This is a genomic window from Amycolatopsis sp. M39 (assembly GCF_001651785.1).
Taxonomy (GTDB): Bacteria; Actinomycetota; Actinomycetes; order Mycobacteriales; family Pseudonocardiaceae; genus Amycolatopsis; species Amycolatopsis rubida.
On sequence record NZ_LWSF01000034.1, the window covers coordinates 24828 to 50969 of the forward strand.

Below are 26142 nucleotides of genomic sequence, written 5' to 3' on the forward strand. Positions count from 1 at the left end.
CACGCTTTCCGTTGCCAAGTCCGGCAGTTCTCCCTCCACGAGCGGCTGCCGGTAGCCGTGGCCGAGTCCGGCCCATCCCGGCAGCCCGGACCTCGGCGCGGCGGCCGACCCGTACGGCAGCTCCGCGGCGGTCACCCCGGTGACGACCGGGTCCGCGCCCGTCGCGCGCAACGCCCTGGTCACCCCGGCGAGGCAGCCGCCGGTGCCGGTCCCGCACACCCACGCGGCCGGGACGAGTCCGTCGAGCTGGCCGATGATCTCGCGTCCGGTCACGAATTCGTGCATCGCCACGCACACCGGATCACGATGCGCGGCCAGGAGAATCCACTCCGGTCCGGCTTCCGCGATCTCCTCGGCCAGCGCGATCGCGCCGAGCAGCCCGTCCTCCGGAGCAGACCGGTCGACCCGCACGCCGGCCCCGTCCGGACCGAGCGCCGCTTCCTCGGCGAGCACCAGCCGCAGCGGCGCGCCGATCAGCGAGCAGAGGCGGCTCAGCGCGCGAGCCAGGTCCGCTCCGGCCGCGGCGACGAACCGCGGTTGCCTCGCCGAAGCCCCGATCGCCTGGCAGACCAGCGCGTAGGCCACCCGGTCCGCGTCGGATCCGGTCGGGTTCTCGTACTCGTGTTTGGCCAGCACCCGAGCCCCGCCCGCCGGTCCGGGCACCTCGGCGAGCCGGGTCAGGCCGAGCCCGGCCCGGAAGGCGCGCAGCCGGGGAAACCGGGAAAGCGGAACGCTTTCCCGGAACAGCGAACCGTGCGGCTCGGACAGTGCGGTCCAGTTCGGGAACCGTCGCGTGGACACCACGCTCTTCACTCCTTCGGTTCAGCGGGCACGGTCTTTTCCAGCGCCTCGGCGAACGCGGCCGGGGTAGGCCGCCCCAGCACGTCCGGCAGCGAGATCTCGCGGCCGAGCGCGGCGGCGAGACCGGCGCTCAGCTTCGCGGCGAGCAGCGAATGGCCGCCCAGTTCGAAGAAATCGTCGTGCACGCCAATCGGCCGGTACTGCAGGACGTCCTCCCACACCGCGACGATCCGGCGGAGCAGTTCGGTGTCCGGCTCGGCGAAACTCCCGCTCAGCTCGGCCGGCCGGGAAACGGCTTCGTCCGCCGGGACCGCGGCCGGTTCCGGAGCGCCCGGCTGCCGTCCGATCCAGTAGCGCTGCCGGGCGAAGGCGTACCCGGGTAACGAGACCGTCTGCCCAGCTCCGTCGTGCACCGCTTCCAGATCGACCGGACAACCCCGCTGCCAGAGCGCGCCCACCGCGCCCAGCAGCACCTCCAGTTCGGGCCGGTTTTCGTTCGGACGCGGCATAGTTCGCGCCACCGCGACCGGTTCGCCGAGCGTCGCCCGCGCGAACGTGCCGAGCGTGGCACCGGGCCCTGCTTCCAGCACCAGCCCGCCGCCCGCGCTGGCCAGCGCCGCGGCGAAGCGGACCGGTTCCCTCGCCTGTGCCGCCCAATACCCGGGATCGACGGCCTGCTCGTCGGTGAGCAGCGCTCCGGTCACCGCGGAGAACACCGGCACCTCGGGTTCGCTGAGCTGCGCGGTGCCGAGGAAATCGGCCAGCCGCGGCACGACCTCGTCCATCATCGCCGAGTGGAAGGCATGCGAGGTGTGCAGCGGTTTGTGCGGAATCTCATGCCCGGCAAGGACTTCAGCACATTTCGCGATCGCCTCCGCGGGCCCGCTCAACACGCACAGCTCCGGCGCGTTGACCGCGGCGACCGTGACGTCACCGGACAGCAACCCGGCGATTCGCTCCTCGGCCGCGGAAACGGCGAGCATCACTCCCGGCGGCTGCTCCGCCATCAGCCGCCCCCGCTCCGCGACGAACCGCAATGCGTCCGGCAGCGACAGCACTCCGGCCAAGCAGGCGGCCACCAGTTCGCCGAGACTGTGGCCGACCATGGCGTCGGCGCGGCAATCCCAGCGGAGCAGCTGGCGAGCGAGCGCGTAGGAGGTCACGAACAACGCCGGTTGCGCGAGTTCGGTCGCCCGCAGCCGAGCGGGATCGGTGTCCGGCGAGAACATCAGCTCCCGCAGGTCGACGCCGAGGCGCGGCGTCAGCTCCCGGACGCATTCGTCGACGGCTTCGGCAAAGCCGGAGAGTTCCCGGTAGAACTCCGCGCCCATCCCCGGGTACTGCGCGCCTTGCCCGGGGAACATCCACACCACCCGGGGCTTGTTCGCCGACACCGCGGCCGCTGGAGCCGCAAGCGCGGCGGACGACTCGGACACCACCACCGCCCGCCGGTACCGCCAGGCTTCCCGGCCACGGCGCAATGTCGCGGCGACATCCGCGATAGCCGGCGCGTCCGGCTCCCGAAGCACCGCGGCCAGCTCACCGGCCATCGTTTCCAGCGCTTCCTTCGTTTTCGCCGACAGCACCAGCACTTGCGGACGGCGCACCGGCGGCGTCGGCTCCGGCGGGGCCGCTTCTTCAAGCAGAACGTGGGCGTTGGTCCCGCCGATGCCGAACGCGCTGACCCCGATCCGCCTCGGCAGCCCGCCGGTCTCCCATTCCCCGGCCTCGGTTCGCACCACGAACGGCGTGCTCGCGAAGCCGATCGCCGGATTCGGCTCGGCGAACTGCGCCGTCGGGGCCAGAACACCGTGCCGCAGCTGGAGAACCGCCTTGATCAGCCCGGCGATCCCGGCCGCGGACTCCAGGTGCCCGACGTTGCCCTTCACCGAGCCGACCGTGCAGAACCCGGTGCGCGAGGTGCCGAACGCCCGGCTCAGCGCGGTGATTTCGATCGGGTCGCCGATCGGGGTCGCGGTGCCGTGCGCCTCCACCGCGGTGATCGTCTCCGGGTCGAAGTCCGCGTCCCGCAGCGCGGCGCGCACCACCGCCTCCTGGCCGGCGGCACTCGGCGCGGTGAAACCGACCTTGCCCGCGCCGTCGTTGTTCACCGCCGATCCGGCGAGCACCGCGAGCACCCGGTCCCCGGCCGCGAGCGCGTCGCCGAGCCGTTTGAGCACCACGACGCCGACCCCGTTGCCGAACACCGTCCCGGAGGCCGCCGCGTCGAACGGACGGCAGTGCCCGTCCCGCGAGAACACCATGCCGCGTTCCCAGCGATAGCCGACCCGGTGCGGAACCCGCACGCACACCCCGCCGGCGAGCGCGATCTCGCATTCGCCCGCGCGCAGCGCCCGCACCGCCTGGTGCACCGCGACCAGCGAACCGGAACACGCCGTCTGCACGCTCACCGCCGGTCCGGTCAGGCCGAGCCGGTGCGCGACCCGGGTGGCGAGATAGTCCTTGTCGTTGTGGATCTGGAGTTCGAAGACCTCCGAACCGAGCACCACCGGACGCCCGCCCAGCAGGTTCGACATCAGGTACGCGGGCATTCCCGCCGAAGCGAACACCCCGCCGCTGCTCGCGTCGCCCGGCCGGATCCCCGCGTCTTCCATCGCGTGCCAGGCACATTCCAGAAACACCCGGTGCTGCGGGTCCAGCAGCGCCGCCTCGCGGGCACCGAAGCCGAAGAAGCGGGCATCGAACAGATCGTGCTCCGCCAGGGTCGCCGCCACCGGCACGTAATCCGGGTGCGCGATTTCCTCGGCAGGCACGCCTTCCGCGAGCAGTTCGGCTTCGCTGAGCGGAGCGACGGATTCGACCCCGTCGCGAAGATTGCGCCAGAACGCCGCCGTGCTGGGCGCGCCGGGGAACCGGCCCGCCATGCCGACGACCGCGATCCGCTGGCCGGCACTCACTGGACGGCGGCCCGAAGGCCGGTCAACGCGTGCCGGGCGATGTCGTGCTCGGTCTTGCCGCGGGAAAGCAGGTCGGCGCAGATCCGGCCGAACAACGGGACCAGCTTGAACGCCCAGCCGCCCGCGGCGACCACGACGTTCTCGCCGCCCTCGACCAGTCCTTCGGCGGTGCCGAGGTAGAACTGCCGCTGCGGGTCCCCGGGCAGCACCGCGAGGCAGGTGCCGGTGGAGACCGGTTCCGGGTCCAGCCACGGCAGGTGCGCCCGGACCCAGCCCGACACCCGCTCGACGTGCGCGGGACGCGGACGGCCGGTGGCGAGGTCGGCGTCGGCCAGCGCGTCCACCTCGAAATCCGGGCCGAGCCGGGCGAGCCCGTCGTTCGACCACGGGTTGGGCGGGAAACCGTAGAACAGGTTGGTGTCCTCGGCGGTCGGCTCCTGGAAGGCGAACCAGAACGGCCTGCGCACGCCGTCGCCGCGATCGCGCAAGGTCACCAGCGCCATCTCGTAGGTGTGCAGGTCCAGCTCTCCCGCTCCCCACGGCCGGATCAGCTCGTTGACGTGCGCGTTGGCCGCCAGCACCACCTTGTCCGCGCGGTAGGTCGCCCGGTCGCTGCGCACCACGACGCCGTCCTGGCCCGGTTCCACCGCGAGAATCCGTTCGGGCGACTGCATCCGCACGCCGTTGAGGTGGCATTGCCGCACCAGTGCGGCGAGCGTGCCGCGCACGTCGATGGCTCCGCCGCTCGGCTGCAGGAAGCCCTCGAAGTGCGCGGGCAGGTCGCGGAATCCGTAGCGGCGCTCGATTTCCTTGCCGGACAACCATTCGTACGGCACGGACAGTTCGTCCATCGCGGCCGCGGTGTCGGCGATGTGCCCCTCGTTGGTCGGCACGTGGGTGTCGCCGAACCACAGACTGCCCAGTTCGTGCACCAGCGTGCGCCCGGTGTCGGCTTCCAGTTCCTTCCACAGCGGCGCGGTGGCCAGCGTGAGCCGGAAAATGTCCGGCTGGGTGTACTGCACCCGCCAATGCCGTTCGCCGCCGCTGGATCCGCAGCTCTCGTTCAGGAAGCCGAACCGGTCGGTGACGAGCACGCGCGCGCCGCCGGCCGCCGACCGCCACGCGGCGGACAGCCCGACCGGGCCGCCGCCCACCACGATCACGTCGAAATGCTTCTCGGCACTCATGCCAGTACGTCCTCTCGTCGGAGAATCCCGGTGATCGCGGCGACCGTCTCCGCCGCCGATTCGCGCAGATAGAAATGGCCGCCGGGGAAGACCGTCCGGTCGAAACCGGCCCGGCACCACGCGGCCCAGCCCGCGACCTCGTCCGGGCTCACCGCCGGGTCCCCGGCCCCGCAGAAAGCGCTGACCGGCACGGTGATGGCCGCCGTGCCCGGCCGGTAGGTCTCGACCGCCTCGTAGTCGGCGCGGACCAGCGCGGCCACGAACGCGCTGAGCCGTGAATCGGCCCGGATGCCGGAGGATCCGCCGGCCAGCCAGTCCACGAGGTCCAGCACCGCCTCGTCGCCGAAGTCGCGGACTCCCCGGTCGGGCAGCAGCCCGGGCGGGAACTGGCTGGACACTATCAACCGCCGCGGTGCCGGAAAACCGTTCTGCCGCAACACATTCACCAGCTCATACCCGACCAGCGCACCCATGCTGTGGCCGAACACGGTGTACGGCGCGTCCAGCGCCTCGGGCAGTGCGCCGGCCACGCCTTCGGCCAGCTCCGCCAGCTCGGTCAGCGCGGGCTCGCCGATCCGGTCCTCCCGGCCCGGATACTGCACGACCAGCAGTTCGACCTCCGGCGGAAGCAGCTGCCGCCACGGCCGGAACGACGACGCGCCGCCCCCGGCGTGCGGAAGACAGAGCAACTGCTGCCGGACCGGGCTTTCACCGGGAAGCCGTTTGAGCCACGCGGAACCGGTCATCCTCGTGCCCCGCTCAGCATCGTGGGCTCCGGCGGCCCGGTTACGTCCCGGCGCAGTGCGGCTTTGTCGACTTTGCCGGTGCCGGTCAGCGGAAGCGCGTCGAGGACGACGAGATGCTCGGGGAACTTGTACCGGGCAAGTCCTTGGCCGTCCAGGAATTTCCGGACCTCGCGCAGTCCCGGCCGCTCGGCACCGGCGGCAGGCACCACGCAGAGGCAGACCGTTTCCCCGTGGACCGCGTGCGGCATGGCGACCCCGGCCGCTTGTGCGATCGAGGGATGCCGCAGCACCATCGCTTCCAGTTCCTCGGCGGAGATCTTCTCGCCGCCGCGATTGATCACGTCCCGAAGCCGTCCGAGAATCGCCAGGTTGCCGCCGGGATCGACGCGGACGAGGTCGCCGGTGCGGTAGAAGCCGTCCGGCGTGAACGCTTCCGCGGTCGCTTCGGGATTCGCGTAGTACCCGGCGACGGTGTAGGGCCCGCGAGTGAGCAGTTCCCCTTCCTCGCCGGGCTCGACGTCCGAACCGTCGGCGGCGACCACCCTGATCTCGTCCTCGGGCAGCAACGGCCTGCCCTGGGTGTCGCGGATGACCTCGTCCGGGTCGTCCAGGCGGGTGTAGCAGAGCAGTCCCTCACTCATCCCGTAGCACTGCTGGACGGTGCCGCCGAGCGCGGTGCGGAGTTCGTCGGCAGTCCCTGGCGCGAGCCGGGAACCGCCGACCAGCAGCACGCGGAGAGACGACAGATCGCGGCTGGTCCGCTTCGCTTCGGCACTCCAGCGCAGCGCGACCGAGGGCACCAGCGTGCTGTGCGTGACCCGCTCTCGTTCGATGATTTCGAAAGCGCCCGAAGGAGATTCGGGCGAGCTCAGCACCACGGTCGCCCCGACGGACAACGCGCCGAGAATGCCAGGGCAGTTCATGACGAAGCCGTGCTCGGCGGGCATCACGACCAGGTTCACCGCGTCCCGGGTCATCGCGTTCACGGTGATCGCGTGCCGGATCATGCAGCCGTAGCCCTCGTGCGTCCGCGCGATCGCCTTGGGCAGACCGGTGGTACCGCCGGAAAGCAGGAACACCGCCGGGTCGGACGGGGCCGCCGCGGGCTTCCACTCGCTCGGCGTCTCGCCGCCGGGTTCGCACAGCAGCGCGAGATCCACCTCGTCGCCGGTGGTCTCCCCGCCGCGCACGAGCAGGTTTTTCAGCCCCGCATGGCGTTCTCTCAGCCGCCGGGCGACGGTCAGCGCTTCCGTGCGCCGTCCGGTCGCGTCCACCGCCAGCAGCACCGGCTCGGTCACCGCGACTACGTGGTCCAGTTCGTGTTCCCGGAAGGCAGGCAGGATCAACACCGGGGCGGCGCCGAGTTCCAGCGCCGCCAGCACGAGCACGACGTACTCGGCGCAGTTGGTCAGCGCGACCGCGATCCGATCGCCAGGACGCACGCCCAACCCGGCGAGCCGGTCTCGTGCCACGCCCACCGCGTCGCCGAGTTCCGCGTAGCCGATGCGGCGCGTACCGTCGACCACGGCACACCGGCCCGCCGCTTCGGCGAACTGCCGGCGGATCGGCGTCACCACGAGTTCGTCGTTCCACAGCCCGGATTCCCGGTACCGCCGGGCGCGTTCTCCGGTCACCCCGGTCATCGGGACACCGCCGCACCAGCCAGTTCGGCGAGCTGGCCGAGGGTGTAGTCCTCGGTGTCCCACAGGTTCACCGCGAGCCCGAACCGGGCGGTGAGCTCCAGTTGCAGGTCGGTCGTCTCGACCGAGCTGAGCGCGAGGTCCGCGCGGAGCCGGGTCGAGGAGTCGGCCTCGGCCAGGGTTTCGGCGTCGAGGCCGATTTCGGTCAGCAGGTCGAAGATCTCTTCCGCGGCCGGGGCCGGGTGCGAGGATGGCACAGCTCTCCATACCTTTCACGGTTTGGTCCCGCGTCCGGGCGCGCGGGAGTTCGGAACGGGCCGTCCGGGGCCTGCCGGACGCCGGGGCACAGCCAGGAATTCAGTGCGGATCCGGCAGCGCCGCGCGGATCTGCTCGGCGAGCCCGGACAGGTCCCGCGCGTAGGCCTCGGCCATCGCGGCCACCGCGGGCAGGCAGTGCGGCGGCACCGCGCCGAGGATGTCCGACCGGCGGCCGAGCGCCTGTCCGGTCAGGTTGAGCAGGTGCAGCAGCACTCGTCCGGGCTCGCTCGAACGCAGCGCCGGGTCCGTGCGGAGCTGGCGCAGCAGCAGCGCCGCGTCCACCCGCGGCGGGGCTTCCGGCACCGTCTCGGCGCGCGAACGCCGCTGGTCCGGCACCGGATCCTGGCCGGAATCCAGCCGCCGCCGCACGTCGTGCGCGGTGCCGAGCGAGATCCCGGCGCGGCGGGCGACCTCGCGCAGGGACAGGCCGGGCTCCTCGGCCAGCAGCGCGCCGGCCTGGCGGCGTCCCTGCGCCGCCGACAACGGGCGCGCCCGTCCGTCGCGGCCGATCCGCGCGGTGTTCGACTCCGGAATTTCCGAGGTCGAACGCCGCAGCGCACCCACCGTTTTGTCCGAGAGCCCGGCCAGATCCGCCACCACGTGGTCCGACCAGCCCGGGAATTCCCGCACAATCCGCACCGCCGCGGCCCGCCTGCTCTCCAGCGACAGCGGAAGGCCGTGCGCGATGTTCGACCGCACCGCGTAGAGGAAGCACTCGGCTTCGGTGCCTTCACACAGCACCGCGCGGATCCGCTCGTCCTCGCGCAGCACCGCCGCCCGCACGCGGTGTTCGCCGTCGACCACGCGCAACGTGTCGCGCTGCACGACGATCGGCGGCAGCACCTCGGGATCGCGGCCGGTCAGCATCCGGACGTGTTCGGCGACCGGGCCGTCCACCCGCGGCGAACCGCCGAGCACGAGGTTCCGCACCGGCAGCGAAACCGGGGTGCCGGACAGCACCGCGCCGGGTGTCGCGAAGCCGATCACGAGCCGCTCGCCCGCGCCCCGGCCGCCAGCAGCATCGCCGGCGCAGGCCCGTTGAGGTCGGCGAGCACCCGGTCCAGCGTGTCGACCAGATAGTCGACCTGCGCCAGGCGCAGCCCCGGATGGCATGGCAGGTTGATCAGCGAGCTGAACCACAATCGTTCCGCCACCGGGCATTCGCCCGGCCCGTGCCCGCGGTGGCGCCATTCCGGGAGCAAGTGCTGCGGGAAATAGCGGAGCTGGATCTCCACGCCGCCGCGGTCGAGCGCCAGCACCATTTCCTCGCGCAGTTCGGCGGTTTCCGCGAAGCAGGTGTACAGGTGGTAGGCGTGTGTGCTGCCCGCCGGGGCGGATTGTGGCGTGACGAAGGAATATCCGTCGATCACCTCGTCCAGCCGCGAAGCGATCGCACTGCGCAGCGCGGCCAATTCCGGCAACCGCGCGAGCTGCACCACCCCGACCGCGGCGGCGGCCTCGGACAGGGTCGCGTTCGTGCCGCTGCGGCGGACCCGGTGCACCGTGTCGCGGTATACGCCTTCGGAGTACTTCATCCACGGCAGCAGCAGTGGTTCGTCCTCGCCGGGCAGCGCCGAGGTGCTGAGGTGGCCGTCGTAATCGTTGCCGCGCAGCCGCTGCAGCCGGTGCGCCCAGACCTCGCTGTCGCAGGTGATCATCCCGCCCTCGCCGAGGGTGGTGATGTTCTTGGAGTTCTGGAAGCTGAAGCAGCCGAGGTCGGCCAGCCCGCCCGGCACTCGCCCGCGATAGCCGGCGCCGAGCGCGTGCGCGCAGTCCTCTACGACGAGCACCCCGTGCGCGCGGGCGATCCGCATGATCGCGTCCATGTCCGCGGGACAGCCGCCGTAGTGCACCAGCAGCAAAGCCTTGGTGCGCGGGGTGATCAGTGCCTCGAACGAGGCCGGGTCGACGGTGAGCGAACCCGGGTCGACGTCGCAGAACCGGACTCGCACGCGGTGGTCGAGCAGCGGCTGGACGGTGGCCTGGTAGGTCTGCGGGGTCGCGATGACCTCGTCGCCCGGCTCAAGATCGAGCATCTCGACCGCGAGCTGCACCGCGACCGTGCCGCTGGTGACCGAGACCGCGTGCCGGGCCCCGACCATCGCGGCGAACTGCCGCTCGAACCGCCCGCGGTGCTCGCCCATGGACAAGGTGGACTCGCTGGTGACCAGCTCGACGAGCGCGTCAGCCTCGGGCGAGGCCAGCACGCTGCCGCGCAGAGGACAGGGCACAATAAATTTCCTGGACACGGCCGAACACATCTCCCCAGTTCAGGTCGAATGCCATCCGCCTCATTCAAGCATCGCGGACGAACCCGCTGGAAGGGTTTTCTCCCGACCGGGAATGTCAACCGGGTAAAGCAGCTTTACCGACCCAAGTTCCTTGCGCGGCACGAACCAGCCTGCTATCGCCTGGTGAATTGGTCACCGCACCCGTGCGCTGAATGTACATTGTGGACAGACGATTTTGGCAAGGTCGAACAATAGCAATCGTCCCCCCGTTTCCAGCTTCCTCCTTTCAGGTGACGAAACAGCGGTCAACTCATCCCTGAGCGTTGCCCCCGGGGCTGTCCCGCAGCAGCCAGCCGCCCGTGAGACCGCTCACTGCCGCGAGCACGCCGCACAGCAGCAACACCAGCAACACCCCGTGCGTCGCCCCGGCGCTCCCCTCGCCGCGGGTCGCGTAGACCGCGCCGGACACCGCGATCCCGAGCGCCAGCCCGAGCTGCCGGGAGCTGTTCGCGGCCGCGCCCGCGGTGCCGCCGTACTCCGCGGGGACCGAGGCGATCGCCACCGCGGGGAAGACCGGGGACACGATGCCCGCACCGATTCCGGTCAGGACCAACGCCGGCAGCAGGGCGATCCAGGTCGGGCTGAGCAGCACCGCGACCCCGGTCAGGCAGCCGAAGCCGAGCAACATCGTCGCGCCGCCCAGCACCCGGCCCGGCGACTTGGCGTGCAACCGTCCGCTGATCAGCGCCGACACCGCGACGAACACCACCACCTGCAGCGCCAGCACCGCCGACGTCGCCGCCGAACTCAGGCCGGTCACGTTCTGCAACCACAGCGAAATCACCGGCAGCGCACCGAATCCGGCGAAGTAGTAGCTGAACGCGACGAGCACTACGCCGAGGAACCGGCGCGTCGCGAACAGGCCGGTCGGCACCATGGGCGCGGCGCTGCGCCGTTCCACCACCACGAACGCTCCGATGGCAACCGCCGTGACCAGGTACCCGATCACCGCACCGGCCGACGACCATCCGCGATCGCCGCCGGTGATGACGGAATAGGTGAGGCCCGTCGCGGCGAGCGAGAACGTGCCGATGCCCGGGTAGTCGACGCTGCGGCCGCGCACTCGCGGCCCCTCCTTCAACGACGTCGCCGCCATGATGATCGCGACCGCGCAGAGGGGCAGGGAGACAAAGAAAATCCAGCGCCAGCCGAGCAACTGCGCGAGCACGCCGCCGGAGAAGGTGCCCACCGCGCTGGCCACTCCGGCGACCGTTCCCCAGACCGCGAACGCCCGGGCCCGGTGCCGGCCCTCGTAGGTCAACCCGACCAGCGGCAGGATCGTCGCGAACATCGCCGCGCCCGCGACGCCCTGCACGACCCGCGCGGCGATCAGCTCGCCGGGCGTTCCGGCCAGCCCGCAGGCCAGCGTCGCGAAGGAGAACAGAACCAGTCCGGCGAGGTAGACGCGCTTGCGGCCGAGCAGGTCGCTCAGCGAGCCGAAGCCCAGCAGCAATCCGGCCAGCGCTACCGTGAAGACGTCCACGATCCACTGCAGCTGGCCGTACCCCGCGCCGAGCTCGGCCCCGATCGCGGGCAGCGCGACGGTGACGATGCTGGTGTAGATCAGCAGCAGGAACGTGCCGACGCACGCGGCGATCAACGGAACCCAGGACGGCGCGGCCACCGCGGGTTCGGCGCGACTCGTCAAGTGAGGCATGCCTAAGATCGTGGTGTAATAGGCTTATGACACATAACTCTTACTACCGGAGTTTCCTCAAGTTTGTGACCGGCCTCACCAACGATCGCCCGGCAGACCTCGCTGACCTGGTCGGACGCTGGGACGAGCCGGAGATGGGCCCGGTCCCGCCCGCCGCCGACGAGGATTTTCCGCAGGTGTGCGCCTTCCTGGACCGGTGGGTCGAGGTCATCGACACGACCGGCGAAGCGGACCGGGTCCGGTTGCTGAACGCCCTGCTGGCCGAGGCCGCCGCCTACCCGCGAATCACCGAGCACGACGGGTACAGCTGGCATCTGCACTACCAGGACGACGGGATGCGCCTGCCCGCGGTGTTGCGCGCGGTGACATCCGTGGCCGCGGCGCAGTACCTGACCTCGACCAGCCTGCACCGCCTCGGCCGCTGCGCCGCGACGGAATGCCGCCGCGCGTTCGTCGACTTCACCCGCAGCGGGACGCAGCGGTACTGCACCCACGCCTGCGTCAACCGCGACGCGGTCCGGCGGCACCGGGCGCGCCGGAAGGAAACCCTTTCGCCGTAAGGGTTTCTCTTCGCCAGCGCTGGTCCGGCCGCCGCCGGGGCGCCCAGCGGCCGGGCACGCAGCCACGGCAACCGGGCGCCGTCGGGACGGTTCGGCGCCCGCGGCGCTGCCGCGGCCACGCCCGTGTCGCCCGCGCCGCAGTCCGGCGGCAGCGGTTTCCGGGTTCACAGCGCCAGGTCGTGGTCGGCGAGCCAGGAGTCCAGCTGCACCATGAACTCCAGCCCGGACCGGGACGGCCAGCCGTTCGCGGACCCGAGCCGGGCCGTCGCGGTGCCGTCGATCAGCGCGTGCACGGGTGTACCGGGAGAACTCGCGAGCCGGGCGAACTCGGCGCGCAGTGCCGCGTCGTATCCCGGGTCGTGCGTGATCGGGTACGCGCTCTTCTTCCGGTTCGCCACCGGTTCGGGGAGCAGGTGGCCTGCCGCCGCCCGCAGCAGGCTCTTTTCCTTGCCGTCGAAGAACTTCATCCGCCACGGCACGTTGAACAGGTAGTCGACCAGCCGGTGGTCGCAGAACGGCACCCGCACCTCCAGGCCCACCGCCATGCTCATCCGGTCCTTCCGGTCCAGCAGCATCGGCACGAACCGGGTCACCGCGAGGTAGCCGACCTCGCGGATCCGCCGCGCCGCGGCGTCCTCGCCGGGTAGCACCGGCACCTCCGCCAGCGCCTCGGCGTACCGCTGGGCGCGGTAGCCCTCGACGTCCAGGTCCGCGAGCAGCCCGGGATCCAGCAGCCCGGACAGCGCCGGGAGCAGGTCGTACCCGGCGGCCACCCACGGGAAAGTGTCCGCGTCGCGCAGCTCCGGCACGTGGAACCACGGGTAGCCGCCGAACAGTTCGTCCGCGGCTTCCCCGGACAGCGCCACCGTCGACCGTTCACGGACCGCGCGAAACAGCAGGTACAAGGAGGCGAACGCGTCACCGAGCAGCGCCGCGGGCACGTCGTGCGCCCGCGGGACCACGGCCCGGGTCGAGGAAGCGGCGAGTTCGCCGAGCCCGAGCACCAGGTTCGTGTGCTCGGCCGCGACATGCCGCGCCATTTCCGCGGCGAACGGCGCGTCCGGCGATTCGTGCACCAGGCTGGCGGCGAAATCCCGTTCGTTGCCCGCGAAATCGACCGAGAACGACCGGACCGGGCCGGCGCCTTGAGCGGCGAGCGAGCGCGCCGCCAGCGCCGTCACCACACTGGAGTCGAGGCCGCCGGAAAGCAGGGTGCACAGCGGGACGTCGGCGACCAGCTGGCGTTCCACGATGTCCTCAAGCAACGCGCGGACCGTCCGCACCGTGGTGTGCAGATCGTCGGGATGCTCGCGTGCCTCCAACGCCCAGTACCGCTGGATTCGCTTGCCCTCGCGGTCGAAGACCAGCAGGTGTCCCGGCCGCAGTTCCCGCAGGCCGCGGAAGATCGCGTGCTCCGGGGTTTTGACCCCGGCCAGCAACTCGCGCAGCCCGTCCCGGTCCACCACCGGCGCCACGTCGGGATGCGCGAGGATCGCCTTGGCTTCCGAACCGAACAGCAGCCCGCGGCCGGCCGGGCAGTAGTAGAGCGGTTTGATCCCGAGCCGGTCGCGCACGAGCAGCAGTCGCTCGCTGCGGGCGTCCCAGATCGCGAACGCGAACATCCCGTTCAGCCGCCGTGCCATCGCCGTGCCCCACTGCAAGTAGGCGTGCAGCACCACTTCGGTGTCGCTGGCGGTCCGGAACCGGTGGCCGAGCGCGCTGAGTTCCGCGCGTAGTTCGCGGTAGTTGTACACCTCGCCGCTGTAGGTGATCGCCAGCACCGTGCGGCCGAGGTGCTCCAGCGTCATCGGCTGGCCGCCGCCCGCCGGGTCGATCACCGAAAGCCTGCGGTGGCCGAAGGCCACGTGCTCGTCGAACCAGCAGCCGTGCGCGTCCGGACCCCGGCAGGCCATCGCCTCGGTCATGTCCTGGAGCACCTGTGGTTCCCGGCTGGGAAACCGTTCGAAATCCGCCCACCCCGCGATGCCGCACATCGGATCTTCGCCTCCTCTACGCCCGGGTTCACCAGGTCACCGGGAATTCGTGGATGCCGTAGATCTCGGCATCGGTTTTGAACCGCAGCCGCCGCGCGGGCACCGCGGCGCGCAGGCCGGGCAACCGGGTGGCCAGCGCGGTATAGACGATTTCCAGCTCCGTCCTCGCCAGCTGCTGGCCGAGGCACTGGTGCGGACCGTGCCCGAACGCCAGGTGGTCGCGAGCGCCGCGCCGGGGACCGGGGAACACCGCCGGATCGTGATCGGCCGCGTTGCACAGCAGCACGACCACCTCCCCCGCGGCGATCCGTTCGCCGTCGAGGTGCACGTCCTCGGTGGCCACCCGGGTCGGGATGAACTCCGCGATCGTGAAGCGGCGCAGCAGCTCCTCCACGAGCAGCGGGGCGCGTGCCGGGTCCGCGCGCAGCGCCGCCGCCAGCAGCGGCCGCTCGGCCAGGTTCAGCGCGCCGAGCGAAATCATGTTCGCCGTCGTCTCGTGTCCGGCGACGAGCAGCAGGAAAGCCATCCGCACCAAGGCCGTCCGCCGGTATTCGCCGTCCTCGCGGCCCTTCCGGATCTGCCGACCGAGCAGATCCTCGGACGGGGCCGCTTCCTTTTCGGCGATCAGCGTCTCCAGCGCGGCCAGCAGTTCGTCGATCGCCCGCAGCCGCTGCGGCGCGGTGGCGGTGCGCAGCAGCATCGTGGTGGAGCGGGTCTGGAAGAAGTCGTGGTCGGAGTAGGGCACCCCGAGCTGTTCGCAGATCACCCGGGAGGGCACCGGCAACGCGAGCGCGCGGACCAGATCCGCGGGCTTCGGACCGGCCAGCAGGGCGTCGAGGCATTCGTGCACGATGCGGTCGATCCGCGGCCGCAACTGCCGGACCCGGCGGACGGTGAACTCGCCGGCCACCGCGGACCTGGCGGCGCGGTGCTCGGCGCCGTCCATGGAGATCATCGTGCGGCGGAAGGCGCCCGGCTGGCCGTCCACGGCAAAGGGGAAACCCTGCCGTTGCCGGTCGGCGCTGAACCGGTCGTCGGCGAGCACGGCGCGGATGCCGCGGTGACCGGCCACCGCCCACACCGGCATCCCGGACGGCAGCCGCATCCGCACCGGGCGGGCCGCGTCCCGCACTCGCACGTGCTGCGCGTTGGGCCGGTAGGGGCAGGCTCGGGCAAGCTCCAGTTCGGGCGCCGCGGTCAGTTCGTCTTCCGGAACGAGCACGGGATTCTCCTTTCGCTCATGCGGTTTCGGGCTCGCCGTTCCCTTCCCCCGGGCGCGCGAGCACGAACAGGGCGACCGCCGCCACGAGCGCGAAACCCAGCACCGCGACGGCGGTGGACAGCGCGGTGGTCGTTCCGGCCGCTCCGGGCAGCGGGGCCGCCGCCGCGCCGATCAGGAACTGCGCGCCGCCGATCAGGCCGGAGGCCGCGCCGGGGGCGTCACCGCCGATCGCGAGGATGATCGTCGTCGAAGCGGGCAGCACGATGCCGAATCCGAAGGTCGCGCCGAACAGGCAGATCCAGGTCGTGGGCACCGTGCTGACGCCGGCGAGAAGCAGCAGCACGAGCGTCCCCGTCGCGAGCGCCATCACGAGCACACCGATCGTGAGCAGGGTGTTCAGCCGCACGCGCCCGGCGAGCCGGGCGAACAGCGCGCCGGCCAGGACGGTGCCGACCGCGTTCGTCGCGAAAACGAGGCTGTAGACGGCGGGCGACAAGCCGTAGCCGTCCTGGAAGACGAACGGCGAGCCGCTGATGTAAGCGAACAACGCGCCGATCCCGCAGCCGGCCACGAGGAGATGCCCGACCAGCGCGCGGCGGCGGAGCAGCCGGCCCATCGCGGCGGCCGCCCGCCGGGAGCCGCCGGGCAGCCGCCGGTGCGCGGGCAGCGATTCCGGCACCCAGGAGCCGACCCCGGCCAGCAGCAGCATCCCGGTCACGGCGAGCACCGCGAACACCAGCCGCCAGGAGCCCAGCCCGACGACCACCCCGCCGAGCACCGGGGCCAGCACCGGCGCGGTCGACCCGATCACGCTCAGCGCGGTCAGCCTGCGGGCCGCGCCCGCGCCGGTGAACAGATCGCTGATCACCGCCCGTCCGAGCACGATCCCCGCGCCGCCGGCCACCCCCTGGCACAGCCGGGCGAGGTCGAACACCGCGAGGTTCGGGGCAAGCGCGCACACCACGGAAAAGACCGCGAACAGCGCGGCCCCGGCGAGCAGCAGCCGGCGGCGGCCGAGCGTGTCGCTGACCGGGCCGAGCACGAGCTGCCCGGCCGCGAACCCGACGAGACACGAGGTGAGCGAGAACTGCACCGCCGCGGTGGTGGTCCCGAACGAGGAGACGATCTGCGGGAATCCCGGCGCGTACATGTCGACCGCGAACGGCGACACCGCGGAAAGACCGCCGAGGACGAGGACAAGCCGTCCGGTTCCGGTACGCGGGGTCGCGGTGTCGATGCCGCCGTTCATGAGCCTCCACTCCGTCCGAGCCACAACGCGGCCGGCGAGCGACCGCTGCCGTTATCGTCGGCGGCTCGGCCCGGTTGTGGTGTGGAGCGCGCTGCTCGGTGCTGTGGAGATCGTTGCGGCGTCAGGTTCGGGCATGCCGGAACCGGGCGGGCGAACTCCCGCGGTCCCGGCGGAAGGCGTACCCGAAATTGCTCGCCGAGGCGTACCCGATCTCGGACGCGATCCGCGCGATCGGCCAGTCCGTCTCGACCAGCAGGACCGCCGCCCGGTCGAGGCAGCGGCGCCGGTGGTGCTCCATCACCGGAATCCCGTACAGGGACCGGAAGCCGGTGGTGAGCCGACGCACCGACATCGCGGACGCCCTGGCCAGCTGGGCCAGCGTCGGCGGGTCGTGGCGATGCTGCCACAGCAGGTCGGGCACGCGGCGCAAAGCGGTCTCCTCGTGGTCGGCCAGCTCGGGTTCGCCGGTTTCGGCTGGCGTGGCCACCAGACCGTCGGCCAGTGCGGCGAGCGCGGCCATCAACCGCGATTCCAGGAACAGCAGGCGGCCGGCGGAACCTCGGCGATGCGCGAAGATCTCCCGCAGCGGATCAGCGGCGGGCAGCAACGCCGTCGAGCGGCCCAGATACCGCTCGCGGGCGAGGTGTTCCGGCCCGATCGCGGGCAGCGAATACGCGCCGAGGTCCTGGAGATAGGACTCCAGCCCGGTCCACGTCCCGGTCACCGAGACCGCGCGATAACGCTCCCCCGGCTCGTATTCGACCACTCCTTCGAGGGCGCTGCGGGAACTCAGCGACACCGCGCTGGCGCGCATCTCGCCGGTGCCGGTGCCGGACTCGCGGATGCGCATCCGCCCGCCGAGGCAGTGCTCCAGCTCGAAATGATCGCCCGGGAACCGGTATTCGACCCGGTGGGTCCCGGAGAACTCGACGTCGTAGCGGACGAGCGACAGCCCGCGGCGCAGCGCCGTGACCTCGATCGCGCCGTCGCCGAACTCCGGCCGCAGCCGGTGCCGGACCGTCCCGTCGGGACCCGGTTCGGGGCACGCGATCGACGACAGGTAGGCGGCATGGCTGTCCTCGGCCGAGCCGGTCGGACCGCAGATCTGGTGAGACTGGATCACGACAAGCAAGGGTAGCCTTACTCGCCGGCCCGTGTCGCTTTCCCGTTCACCGGCGCCGCTGCGGACGCCGCCGGGCCCGGGCCTCCCAGCAGGGCCGATGCCAATGCCTGCGGTCGGCGACCCCGCCGGTCTCGTCCGCGGGCCACACGACCAGATGCGGGACGCCCGGACGGATCTCGTGATCGCAACCGGGACAGCGATAGGTCTTGGCGGCCTGCGAACCGGGAACGGTGCGCACCAGCCAGTCGCCGTCGGGAGCGGATTCGCTGCGGGCCCAGCCGCTGACCGCACCGGCATCCGGCCGTTCGACGGCACCGGAACGGCCTCGGCCGGGTCGATTGCGTCTGGGCACGCAGCCACGGTAACCGGACGTCGGCGGGATGGTTCAGCCCCACACCGAACCGCTGCCCGCCGACGCTGCCGAGCGCTGTGCAAGGTAGGTCAGGGTTCCCCTCACGTACCTCGGCGAGAGCGAAGGCTCCGCATGGATCAGGCCCGGGCGATCGCAAGCGGGACGAGTTGCTCCGCTGACGTCAGCGAGCCGTGCTGGCCTACCAGGTTCGACTCCACTGCCTCGGCGAGTTCGCGAACCATGCCGAAGGTTCCCGTCGCCGCGGCGATCACGTCGCCGATTCGTGGGCGCACCCGGTCGCTCACCGCGGCGCCGAACCAGCCCGCCGCGATCGCTTCCTCGCGCGACAGCACCCACGCCCGGGAACCCAGGACCTCGCGCCACGCGGCCACCACGTCCGCAGTCGCACCGGGCTCCGTATAGACATGCCGCGCGCGAACCTCCCCGCCGAACGCGCGGACGCCCGCCAGCAGCTCCGGAGTGTCCTCCAGGTTCAGTTTTTCCTCGACGGTCACCATTCCGTGGTCGGCCACCACCGCCAGGACGGCACCGGCGGGCAATCCGTCCACAATGGACTCCACCAGCCGGTCGACCTGGCGGAGCTGCATCCGCCACGCGGTCGAGCCGGGGCCGTAAAGGTGGCCCAGCAGGTCCAGTTCACTGTGGTAGGCATAGCAAAACGCGCGCGAAGAGAGTATGTCCAAGGTTCGCGCGGCCAGGTCGCCCAGCGCGTGCACGCCGGCGTATCGGGCACCGCTTTGCGTCGCTTGGGTCAAGGCGGTGTTGGCGAACTGCGCCGAAGACACCACCGCGGCCTCGATGCCCGCGGCGGCGGCGCGTTCGAAGGTCGTCGGGAGAGGTTGGACATCGCGGGGCGGCAGGGCTCCGCGGAGGTCGCTTCCGTCCTCGTGGGAGCGCCAGCGCAGCGCGTTCAGGACGCCGGTTCCTGGGATCTCGAAGGTGTAGCCGACCATGCCGTGCTCGCCCGACGCCAGACCAGTGCCGATCGCGGCGACGCCGGCGGCGGTGGTCGACGGGAAGCCGACTCGCAGGGGGCTGCCGGCGAGTTCGGTGAGAACGGGAGCGTCCGCCGCGTGCTGGGCCAGCAGTTCCCAGCCGAGGCCGTCGATGAGGAGCACGCACGCGCTGCGGGCTTCGGGCACTGCCAGGCCGCCGTCCTCGCCGGGCACGCCCAGCGCGCCGAGCAGGGCGGGAACGACCTGGCCGAGGTGCGGAACATCCGCGTACTGGGGCACATCCACCCGGACAGCTTCCCACCAACGCGGCCCGCCAGCGATAATCAAGCCATGCCCACTTACGCCTACCGCTGCCGCGACTGCACCGAGACGTTCGAACTCCAGCGCCCGATGGCCGAGTCCAGCGCGCCCGCCCCCTGCCCGGAGGGGCATGCGGACACGGTCAAGCTGCTCACGACGGTCGCGCTCACCGGTTCGGCCGCCGCGCCCGCACCGGCTGGCGGAGGGTGCTGCGGCGGCGGTTGCTGCGGCTGATCGACGCGTCGCGGCTGACGAAGGGCTGGCCCCGGTCAGTTGCCGAAGCTGGCCAGCAGAACGTCCCGCCCGGCGTGCTCGCCGGTTCGGCGGGCTGCCAGGCGAGGGCTGTGCCCAGCCGGGCCGCCCGGTATCCACCGCCGACCCGGGCGGTGGATACCGCGTGCGCACCCGATCAGCAGGACTTCAGCGCCTGATCCAGATCAAGCCACAAGTCCTCGACATCCTCCAGCCCGGCCGAAAGCCGCAGCAAACCGTGGGTGATGCCCGAACCGGTGCGATCGTCCTCGGCGACGATGCGGTGCGTCAGCGAAGCCGGGTGCTGGATCAGCGTGTCGACGCTGCCCAGGCTCACCGCGGGCGTGATCAGCCGGACCGCGCCGATCACCGCGTGCGGGTCGCCGGTCACCTCGAAGGCCACCAGCGGGCCGCCCAGTTTGGGGTAGTGCACGGTGCGTACCGAAGGGTGCGAAGCGAGGCGCTCGGCCAAGACCGCCGCGGTTTCCGAAGCAGCCTTCACGCGCAGCGGGAGTGTCGAGAGGCCGCGCAGCAGCAGGTATCCGGCGAGCGGGTGCAGCACGCCGCCGGTAGCGAAGCGCAGGGAGCGCAGGCGCGCGGCTTCTTCGGCGTCGCAGGCCACGATGCCGCCCATGACGTCGCCGTGGCCGCCCAGGAACTTGGTCGCGCTGTGCAGCACCATTCGGGCGCCCAGCCGGCCGGGGCGTTGCAGGACTGGCGTCGCGAAGGTGTTGTCGACCAGGACCGGGACGTCGCCGCAGGCCGCGGTCAGGGTGGCGATGTCCAGTTCGCTCAAGGTCGGGTTCGCGGGGGTCTCCACGAAAACCAGGCCGGTGTCCGGGCGCAGGGCGTCGGCGACATCCTCGGGCGCGGTCCAGGTGACCTCGGTGCCCAGAAGGCCGGTGGTCAGCAGGTGGTCCGTGCAGCCATACAGCGGCCGGACACCGACGATGTGCCGTTTTCCTCGCGATACCGCGGAAAGCAGGCACGCGGAGACCGCCGCCATGCCGCTGGCGAAAGCCACCGCGTGGTCGAAGCCTTCGAGTTCCGCCAGCGCCTGTTCGAACCGTTCGACGGTCGGGTTGCCGATCCGGCCGTAGATGCCGGTGACGTTCCCGCCCGCGGCGAACTCGTCGATCCGGCGGGCCTCCTCGGCGCTGTCGCGCGCGGGGTAGGTCGTGGAGAAGTCGAGCGGGGCGGCGTGCAGGCCGAGGTCGGCGAGATCGTCGCGACCGGCGTGGACGGCTCGGGTGCGCAAGGCGGAAGTCATAGCAGCCACGTTCGGACACACAACGGCGGTAAAGCAACAATCTCGGATAAGATTCAACGATGAGCGACACCGTCGAACTGAGCCCGGTTGATCTTGAGATTCTGCGGGTGTTGCAGAACGATGCCCGGACGTCGAACAAGGAACTCGCGGCCGCGGTCGGGCTCGCGCCGTCGACCTGCCTGGACCGGGTGGCACGGCTCCGGGAGACCGGCGTGATCACCGGCCAGCACGCCAAGGTCGACCCGGCGAAGGTGGGGCGTCCGCTGGAGGCGTTCCTGTTCGTGCAGGTCCGGCCGCATCGACGGCCGCTGGTCGAGCAGTTCGCGGAACATCTTCTCGCGCTGCCGGAGATCCGCGCGGTCTACCACCTGACCGGGCCGGACGACTTCCTCGCACACGTCGCCACTACCTCGGCCGCCGAGTTGCAGCGGCTGGTGCTGGACGAACTCACCTCCCGCGACGAGGTCGCCCGCGTGCACACGAACCTCGTGTTCCAGCAATGGCAGGGCGGCCCGCTGCTGCCGCCGGACGGCGAACCCGCCCCAGGCGCGCGCATCCGGCGGCGCGACCGGTGAGCAGCGCGAGATAGCCCCGTGGAGATCAGCGACCTGACCGAATCCGACCGCGCCGACTGGGAAAACCTCGCTCGCGGCAAAGACGCCTACTTCGACGTCGAACGCACCGGCGACAGCTACGACCGGACCTGGCGCCGCCTGCTCGACGACGACCGGATCCGCGGGATCGCCGCGCGGCTGGACGGCACAATGGCCGGCATCGCGCACTACCTGTTCCACGCCAGCATCTGGTACTGCGGAAGGTGCTATCTCGCTGATCTGTTCGTCAACGAGAACGTCCGGCGAAAAGGTGTCGCGACCGCGCTGATCGAGTGGGTTGCCCGCGACGCCGCCGAACAAGGCTTTCCGTCGCTTTACTGGAACACCCTCGAAGACGCCCCGGCTCGCGCGCTTTACGACCGCGTGGGCAAATACCACGACGGCTTTATGCTCTACACGTACAAGCGTCAGTAGTCCTTGAAGCCCTTGCCGGTCTTGCGACCCAATCGTCCTGCCGTCACCAGGTGTTCCAACAACGGCGCCGGGGCGAAGCCTTCTTCGCGGAACTCGTTGAACAGTGTCCGCTCGATCGCCAGCGACACGTCCAGCCCGACCACGTCCAGCAATTCGAACGGCCCCATCGGCAGACCGCAGCCGACCTTCATCGCGGTGTCGATGTCGTCCGCCGACGCGTAATGCGCTTCCAGCATTTTCACCGCGTCGTTGAGATACGGGAACAACAACGCGTTCACGATGAACCCGGCCCGGTCGCCGCACTGCACCGGGTGTTTGCCGACCGCCGCGCACACTGCCGTCGCGGTGGCGGTGACGTCGGGAGCGGTCGCGATCGTCGACACCACTTCGACCAGTTTCATCACCGGTGCGGGATTGAAGAAGTGCAGCCCGATCACGTCGCCGGGCCGCGAAGTCGCCGCCGCGCATTCGATGACCGGCAGCGAGGAGGTCGTGGTGGCGAGAACCGCGCCCGGCTTGGCGACCTCGTCCAAAGCCGAAAACACCGCCTGCTTAACGGAAAGCTCCTCGGCCACCGCTTCGACCACCAGGTCGACGCCGGCCAGTGCCTCGAATTCCGTCACCGGCCGGATCCGCCCGAGCGCGGCCGCAGCGTCCTCTTCGGACAGTTTGCCCTTCACCACTGCCTTGTCGAGCGACTTCTTCACCTTCGCCACCGACGCTTCGGCCTTCTCCGTGCTGCGAGCCCGCAGCACGACGGCAAAACCGCGTTTGGCGAAGACTTCCGCGATGCCGGTCGCCATTGTCCCAGTGCCGATCACACCGACGGAACGCACTTCGCGAGCCACCGAAGAGTCCGCTTCGGCCGAAACGGCCGAATCCACCACCACCGGGGAATCCGGCGCGTCGTAGGCGTAGAAACCGTGTCCGCTCTTGCGTCCGAGCTGCCCCGCGGTGATCATCTGCTTCAGCAGTGGCGCGGGCGCGTGCAGCCGGTTCCGGGATTGGTGGTACATCGTGTCGAGGATCTCGTACGCGGTGTCCAGCCCGATCAGGTCGAGCAGCGCGAGCGGACCCATCGGGTAACCGCAGCCGAAACGCATTGCGGCGTCAAGATCTTCCCGGGTGGCATAGCGCTGCTCGTACATCCGCACCGCGTGGTTGAGATAGCCGAACAGCAGCGCGTTCGCGATGAACCCGGCCCGGTCGCCGATCACCACCGGCGATTTTCCCAGCCGCTGCGCGAATTCCACGACGTCGGACACCACGTCCGGCTCGGTGACCACCGTGCGCACGACCTCGACCAGCTTCAGCACCGGAGCCGGGTTGAAAAAGTGCATCCCGACGACCTTGCCCGGCCGCGCGGTGTGCACGCCGATCTCGGTGATCGACAGCGAGGAGGTATTGGACGCGAACACCACGTCCGGCCGGGTCACCTGGTCCAACTGGGTGAAAACCTCGGCCTTCGCCGCGAGGTTCTCCGGGATCGCCTCGATCACCAAGTCCGCTTCGGACAGTTCAGCCAGCGAGGTCGTGGCGCGGATCCGGCCGAGCAGCGCCGCGCGGCCCGCCTCGTCGAGTTTCCCGCCCGCGAGCGCCCGTTCGGTCGAATGCCGCAGGTGGCCGAGGCCGCGTTCGACCCCGGCCTCGTCGAGTTCCACCGCGACCACGTCGAGTCCGCTGCGGGCGAGCACCTCGGCGATGCCCGCGCCCATCGTGCCAAGACCGACCACGCCGACCGTCGAGATTTCCCGTGCCACAGGGCCTCCAGAGGTTACCCGCTGGTAATTGCCGCTCACTGTGCCACGCGCGACCCTCGAAAGCACATCGGAATCGAGTCAGTCCCGGCGAAGTCACCCGGTCGGAAACCGGCGTCACTCCCCGAAGTTCGACTCCACCAGCTCGGCCGCCTTCGCGACCGCCTCCGCCGCCTGTGGCCCGCGAGCCCGCACCACGATCCGGTCGCCTTGGCGCGCGCCGAGCGACATCAGCGCCAGCACGCTGTGCGCGTCCGCCTCCTGTTCGCCCAGCCGGATCGATACCTCGGCCTCGAAGTCCGCCAGGCTGCGCACCACGACCGCGGCCGGGCGCGCGTGCAGGCCGACGTCATTGGTCAGCGTGAATTCCTTCTCCACCACACCTTCCTCGCCGGCGACCGAAGGCTCCGCGGCGGTCAGGTCGGGTGCGACACCGGCGCTCGCCGCGGCCTCGCCCACCGCCTTGGTGTTCGCGCCGCCCTGCGCCGCGACGGCCGCGGCCACCGCGCCTTCCACCAGCGGCGCGTCGACCACCACCGCGGCGGACGGGTCGGCCAGTGACTCCACCGCCAGCTCAGCGGTCATCTGCGCGCTGCCGAGGTCGTACAGCAGCACCACGCCGTCGCCGGAATCCGCCCGCTGGGCGGCCGCGACGACCTCGTCGTAGTCAGTGCCGATGCCGCCGCCGTCGGGCAGTCCGCCCGCCGGGACGATCCGGACGTCCGGGGCCATCTGGGCGGCCAGGTCGGCCAGGCCTTCGGCCAGTTTCGCGCTGTGCGACACAAGAACGATTCCGACGGTCACCGGGCCGCCTCCGCGAACGCACGCAGCAGCAGCGCCGTCGAACGGGCGCCCGGGTCCATGTGCCCGACCGCGCGTTCCCCGAGGTAGGAGGCACGGCCCTTGCGCGGGATCAAGTCCACAGTGGACTCCGCACCGCGGTCGGCCCCGTCCGCCGCGGCGGTGAGCACGTCCGCGATCGTGCCGTCCGCAACGCCTTCGGCCGCGGAGACGGCCGGGATCAGCGCGTCGACCATCGTCGCGTCGCCGCCTGCCGCCTTGCCGCGCGCCCGCACCCCTTCCAGCGCTGCCCGCAGTGCGTCCAGCAACAGCGGCACGTCGATCTCCGCCGCGTCGCCGAGCTTCGCCGACGCACGCAGGAAAGCCGTGCCGTAAAGCGGTCCGGCCGCGCCGCCGACCTTGGAAATCAGCGTGGTGGCAGCGAGTTTCACGACGCCGGCCGGGGTTTCCGGCACCGCGGTCTCCAGCGCGGACACGATGGCGGTGAAGCCCCGGCTGAGGTTCTCGCCATGGTCGGCGTCGCCGATCGCGCGGTCCAGGTCCACCAGTTCGGTGCGGTGCTCGGCGATCACTTCGGCGGCGGCGCGCAACGCGGCCGCGACCCCTTCGGCAGTGCAGGCCATCAGATCCCCCACCGCAGCGCGGGCGTGCGCACCGGCGCGTCCCACAGCCGCGTAAGCTCGTCGTCCAATTTCAGCAGGGTCAGGCTGATGCCCTGCATTTCCAGGCTCGTGATGTACGGGCCGACCAGCCTGCGCTCGACCAGGATCCCGCGCTCGGCCAGCAGCCGCTCGGCGATGCCGTGCGCGAGGTACAACTCCAGCTGCGGGGTGGCGCCCATCGAGTTGGTGAACAGCAGCACCTTGTCGCCGGATTCGAACGGCAGGTCGGACACCACCGCCTCGACCATCCGGGCGACCAGCGCGTCGGCCGGTTCGGCCGGGATCCGCTCGCGGCCGGGCTCGCCGTGGATGCCGATGCCGAACTCGATCTCGTCCGGCCCGAGGTCGAAACTCGGCTCGCCGGCGTGCGGCACGGTCGGCGCGGACAGCGCCACCCCGATCGAGCGGACCTGCCCGATCACCTTGCGCGCCAGCGCTTCCACCGCGTCCAGCGAATCGCCGCGCTCGGCCGCGGCACCGGCGATCTTCTCCAGCAGCACGGTGCCGCCGACGCCGCGCCGCCCGGCGGTGAACGTGGAGTCCTTGACCGCCACGTCGTCGTCGATCACCACGCTGCGCACGTCGAGGTCCTCGGCCGCGGCCAGTTCGGCGGCGGTTTCGAAGTTCAGCACGTCGCCGGTGTAGTTCTTCACGATCAGCAGCGCCCCGGCCGGTCCGGTGGTCGCCGCGAGCGCGCTCTGCACCGCGTCCGGGGTCGGCGAGGTGAACACCGGCCCGGGCACCGCGGCGTCGAGCATCCCGGGGCCGACGAATCCGCCGTGCAGCGGTTCGTGCCCGGACCCGCCGCCGGACACCACCGCGACCTTGCCCGATACCGGCGCGTCCGCGCGCACGACCAGCGCCGGATCGTCGCGCACACGCAGCAGGTCCGCGTGCGCGACCGCGAGCCCTCTCAGCGATTCGGCGACGACGGCCGCCGGATCGTTGATGATCTTCTTCATGGCGGACCTCCGGCACCTCGGCGTCGTGGACGACCCCAACCTAGTGCGCCGGGCTCGTGAGTGCCCATCCCGGTT

The 26142-nt window shown here is 71.1% G+C and carries 24 protein-coding genes; 4 read left to right on the plus strand and 20 right to left on the minus strand.

The window, feature by feature from the left end; all coding sequences use genetic code 11:
• The 9 genes from A4R44_RS46985 to A4R44_RS41015 all read right to left on the minus strand — a co-directional run.
• The coding region (locus tag A4R44_RS46985) for a pyridoxal-phosphate dependent enzyme (RefSeq protein WP_198545647.1) at positions 1-804 on the minus strand (804 nt) is incomplete at its 3' end.
• Positions 805-809: 5 nt separating this feature from the next.
• Positions 810-3719 carry a type I polyketide synthase gene (locus A4R44_RS40980; RefSeq protein WP_067593730.1) on the minus strand — a complete coding sequence of 970 codons (2910 nt, stop codon included), beginning with the start codon at positions 3717-3719 and terminating at the stop codon, positions 810-812.
• Positions 3716-4906, minus strand: a complete 1191-nt coding sequence (locus A4R44_RS40985) for an FAD-binding oxidoreductase (protein WP_067593733.1) — start codon at positions 4904-4906, stop codon at positions 3716-3718. Before A4R44_RS40985 ends, A4R44_RS40980 begins: the two co-directional genes overlap by 4 nt.
• Positions 4903-5652: a thioesterase II family protein gene (locus tag A4R44_RS40990; RefSeq protein WP_067593736.1), complete on the minus strand. Its 750-nt coding sequence runs from the start codon at positions 5650-5652 to the stop codon at positions 4903-4905. Before A4R44_RS40990 ends, A4R44_RS40985 begins: the two co-directional genes overlap by 4 nt.
• On the minus strand, positions 5649-7295 hold the full coding sequence (locus A4R44_RS40995; protein ID WP_067593739.1) for a (2,3-dihydroxybenzoyl)adenylate synthase: 1647 nt from the start codon (positions 7293-7295) through the stop codon (positions 5649-5651). Before A4R44_RS40995 ends, A4R44_RS40990 begins: the two co-directional genes overlap by 4 nt.
• Positions 7292-7549, minus strand: a complete 258-nt coding sequence (locus A4R44_RS41000) for a hypothetical protein (protein ID WP_067593742.1) — start codon at positions 7547-7549, stop codon at positions 7292-7294. Before A4R44_RS41000 ends, A4R44_RS40995 begins: the two co-directional genes overlap by 4 nt.
• Positions 7550-7649: 100 nt before the next feature.
• On the minus strand, positions 7650-8597 hold the full coding sequence (locus A4R44_RS41005) for a ParB N-terminal domain-containing protein (RefSeq protein ID WP_198545648.1): 948 nt from the start codon (positions 8595-8597) through the stop codon (positions 7650-7652).
• On the minus strand, positions 8594-9841 hold the full coding sequence (locus A4R44_RS41010) for a DegT/DnrJ/EryC1/StrS aminotransferase family protein (protein ID WP_232792003.1): 1248 nt from the start codon (positions 9839-9841) through the stop codon (positions 8594-8596). The genes A4R44_RS41005 and A4R44_RS41010 overlap by 4 nt, the downstream gene beginning before the upstream one ends.
• A gap of 310 nt (positions 9842-10151) precedes the next feature.
• Positions 10152-11558 carry an MFS transporter gene (locus A4R44_RS41015; protein WP_067593748.1) on the minus strand — a complete coding sequence of 469 codons (1407 nt, stop codon included), beginning with the start codon at positions 11556-11558 and terminating at the stop codon, positions 10152-10154.
• Positions 11559-11584: 26 nt separating this feature from the next.
• Here A4R44_RS41015 and A4R44_RS41020 point away from each other — a divergent pair, with 26 nt between their 5' ends.
• Positions 11585-12118 carry a CGNR zinc finger domain-containing protein gene (locus A4R44_RS41020; protein ID WP_067593751.1) on the plus strand — a complete coding sequence of 178 codons (534 nt, stop codon included), beginning with the start codon at positions 11585-11587 and terminating at the stop codon, positions 12116-12118.
• Between the two features lie 164 nt (positions 12119-12282).
• On the opposite strand, the gene asnB is transcribed toward A4R44_RS41020, so the two are convergent.
• The 6 genes from asnB to A4R44_RS41045 all read right to left on the minus strand — a co-directional run bounded on the left by asnB (position 12283) and on the right by A4R44_RS41045 (position 19320).
• A complete protein-coding gene (gene asnB, locus A4R44_RS41025; RefSeq protein WP_067593754.1) occupies positions 12283-14112 on the minus strand; it encodes an asparagine synthase (glutamine-hydrolyzing) in 1830 nt (609 codons plus the stop codon).
• A gap of 28 nt (positions 14113-14140) precedes the next feature.
• The gene (locus A4R44_RS41030; RefSeq protein WP_232792004.1) at positions 14141-15334 is read right to left on the minus strand and encodes a cytochrome P450; all 1194 of its coding nucleotides are present in this window, start codon (positions 15332-15334) and stop codon (positions 14141-14143) included.
• 16 nt (positions 15335-15350) lie between these two features.
• Positions 15351-16583, minus strand: coding sequence for a Bcr/CflA family efflux MFS transporter (locus tag A4R44_RS41035; RefSeq protein ID WP_067593757.1), 1233 nt, complete (start codon positions 16581-16583; stop codon positions 15351-15353).
• A gap of 121 nt (positions 16584-16704) precedes the next feature.
• Positions 16705-17706 carry an AraC family transcriptional regulator gene (locus tag A4R44_RS41040; RefSeq protein WP_067593961.1) on the minus strand — a complete coding sequence of 334 codons (1002 nt, stop codon included), beginning with the start codon at positions 17704-17706 and terminating at the stop codon, positions 16705-16707.
• Between the two features lie 46 nt (positions 17707-17752).
• On the minus strand, positions 17753-18058 hold the full coding sequence (locus tag A4R44_RS46990; protein ID WP_093573122.1) for a hypothetical protein: 306 nt from the start codon (positions 18056-18058) through the stop codon (positions 17753-17755).
• Between the two features lie 137 nt (positions 18059-18195).
• The gene (locus tag A4R44_RS41045) at positions 18196-19320 is read right to left on the minus strand and encodes an alkaline phosphatase family protein (RefSeq protein ID WP_067593760.1); all 1125 of its coding nucleotides are present in this window, start codon (positions 19318-19320) and stop codon (positions 18196-18198) included.
• 45 nt (positions 19321-19365) lie between these two features.
• Here A4R44_RS41045 and A4R44_RS41050 point away from each other — a divergent pair, with 45 nt between their 5' ends.
• The gene (locus A4R44_RS41050) at positions 19366-19569 is read left to right on the plus strand and encodes a zinc ribbon domain-containing protein (RefSeq protein WP_067593762.1); all 204 of its coding nucleotides are present in this window, start codon (positions 19366-19368) and stop codon (positions 19567-19569) included.
• Between the two features lie 175 nt (positions 19570-19744).
• On the opposite strand, the gene A4R44_RS41055 is transcribed toward A4R44_RS41050, so the two are convergent.
• Positions 19745-20857 (minus strand): PLP-dependent aspartate aminotransferase family protein, encoded by a 1113-nt coding sequence (locus tag A4R44_RS41055; protein WP_067593765.1) that lies wholly within the window; start codon positions 20855-20857, stop codon positions 19745-19747.
• A gap of 59 nt (positions 20858-20916) precedes the next feature.
• On the opposite strand from A4R44_RS41055, the gene A4R44_RS41060 reads away from it, so the two are divergent.
• Positions 20917-21432: an Lrp/AsnC family transcriptional regulator gene (locus tag A4R44_RS41060; RefSeq protein WP_067593768.1), complete on the plus strand. Its 516-nt coding sequence runs from the start codon at positions 20917-20919 to the stop codon at positions 21430-21432.
• An 18-nt stretch (positions 21433-21450) separates the two neighbouring features.
• Positions 21451-21885, plus strand: a complete 435-nt coding sequence (locus tag A4R44_RS41065; RefSeq protein ID WP_067593771.1) for a GNAT family N-acetyltransferase — start codon at positions 21451-21453, stop codon at positions 21883-21885.
• Here A4R44_RS41065 and A4R44_RS41070 read toward each other — a convergent pair.
• The 4 genes from A4R44_RS41070 to dhaK form a co-directional block, all read right to left on the minus strand.
• Entirely contained in the window at positions 21879-23645 is a 1767-nt protein-coding gene (locus tag A4R44_RS41070; protein WP_067593774.1) for a 3-hydroxyacyl-CoA dehydrogenase family protein, read from the minus strand. The genes A4R44_RS41065 and A4R44_RS41070 overlap by 7 nt on opposite strands.
• Before the next feature lie 114 nt (positions 23646-23759).
• Entirely contained in the window at positions 23760-24446 is a 687-nt protein-coding gene (gene dhaM, locus A4R44_RS41075) for a dihydroxyacetone kinase phosphoryl donor subunit DhaM (protein ID WP_067593777.1), read from the minus strand.
• The gene (gene dhaL, locus A4R44_RS41080) at positions 24443-25066 is read right to left on the minus strand and encodes a dihydroxyacetone kinase subunit DhaL (RefSeq protein ID WP_067593965.1); all 624 of its coding nucleotides are present in this window, start codon (positions 25064-25066) and stop codon (positions 24443-24445) included. The genes dhaM and dhaL overlap by 4 nt, the downstream gene beginning before the upstream one ends.
• Positions 25066-26067, minus strand: coding sequence for a dihydroxyacetone kinase subunit DhaK (gene dhaK / locus A4R44_RS41085; RefSeq protein WP_067593780.1), 1002 nt, complete (start codon positions 26065-26067; stop codon positions 25066-25068). The genes dhaL and dhaK overlap by 1 nt, the downstream gene beginning before the upstream one ends.
• Positions 26068-26142: the final 75 nt, after the last annotated feature.

Bases quoted from the DNA above. Each gene is read 5' to 3' on its own strand.
- A4R44_RS40990 (WP_067593736.1), bottom strand. From the start codon at position 5,652: ATGACCGGTTCCGCGTGGCTCAAACGGCTTCCCGGTGAAAGCCCGGTC.
- A4R44_RS41020 (WP_067593751.1), top strand. From the start codon at position 11,585: ATGACACATAACTCTTACTACCGGAGTTTCCTCAAGTTTGTGACCGGC.
- A4R44_RS41060 (WP_067593768.1), top strand. From the start codon at position 20,917: ATGAGCGACACCGTCGAACTGAGCCCGGTTGATCTTGAGATTCTGCGG.
- dhaK (WP_067593780.1), bottom strand. From the start codon at position 26,067: ATGAAGAAGATCATCAACGATCCGGCGGCCGTCGTCGCCGAATCGCTG.
- A4R44_RS41015 (WP_067593748.1), bottom strand. From the start codon at position 11,558: ATGCCTCACTTGACGAGTCGCGCCGAACCCGCGGTGGCCGCGCCGTCC.
- A4R44_RS41055 (WP_067593765.1), bottom strand. From the start codon at position 20,857: ATGACTTCCGCCTTGCGCACCCGAGCCGTCCACGCCGGTCGCGACGAT.
- A4R44_RS41050 (WP_067593762.1), top strand. From the start codon at position 19,366: ATGCCCACTTACGCCTACCGCTGCCGCGACTGCACCGAGACGTTCGAA.
- A4R44_RS41035 (WP_067593757.1), bottom strand. From the start codon at position 16,583: ATGAACGGCGGCATCGACACCGCGACCCCGCGTACCGGAACCGGACGG.
- asnB (WP_067593754.1), bottom strand. From the start codon at position 14,112: ATGTGCGGCATCGCGGGGTGGGCGGATTTCGAACGGTTTCCCAGCCGG.
- A4R44_RS40995 (WP_067593739.1), bottom strand. From the start codon at position 7,295: ATGACCGGGGTGACCGGAGAACGCGCCCGGCGGTACCGGGAATCCGGG.
- dhaL (WP_067593965.1), bottom strand. From the start codon at position 25,066: ATGGCCTGCACTGCCGAAGGGGTCGCGGCCGCGTTGCGCGCCGCCGCC.
- A4R44_RS40985 (WP_067593733.1), bottom strand. From the start codon at position 4,906: ATGAGTGCCGAGAAGCATTTCGACGTGATCGTGGTGGGCGGCGGCCCG.